The 303-nt window shown below is 70.0% G+C and carries 1 pseudogene; it reads left to right on the top strand.

Features of this window, described 5'->3' with window-relative positions:
• A pseudogene (locus TN53_RS46675) lies at positions 1 to 122 on the top strand (sugar isomerase); the annotation flags it as partial.
• Between the last annotated feature and the right edge of the window lie 181 nt (positions 123 to 303).

The raw sequence follows: 303 nt of genomic DNA, 5'->3' as shown, positions 1-303 counted from the left end.
CCGGCCGGGATCCCCTGGCCGATCTCGTCGTGGTGCACCGGCTGGCCTCCGCCCTCGCCCCGGCGCGGGGGCTGGACCCGGACAATCCGCGCCATCTGACCCGTTCCGTGATCCTGGCCTGACCGGGCAGCCCCGGAAGGATCTCGGGGCCGCAGATTTTACGTGTCCGTTACGAGCGGTTTCCGGGCCCGCCGAGGCCCGCTCAGCGGGACCAGGAACCGACCGCCACCAGGGACGACAACTGCTTCACCACACCCCTCAGGGCACTCGGAACCCCGTTTGACCCACATGTTGACAGGTGGC

The organism is Streptomyces sp. WM6386, assembly GCF_000972385.1.
In the GTDB taxonomy this organism is placed as follows: Bacteria; Actinomycetota; Actinomycetes; order Streptomycetales; family Streptomycetaceae; genus Streptomyces.
The sequence above is the reverse complement of the archived record's forward strand: the minus strand, read 5'-3'. Positions and strand labels throughout refer to the sequence as shown.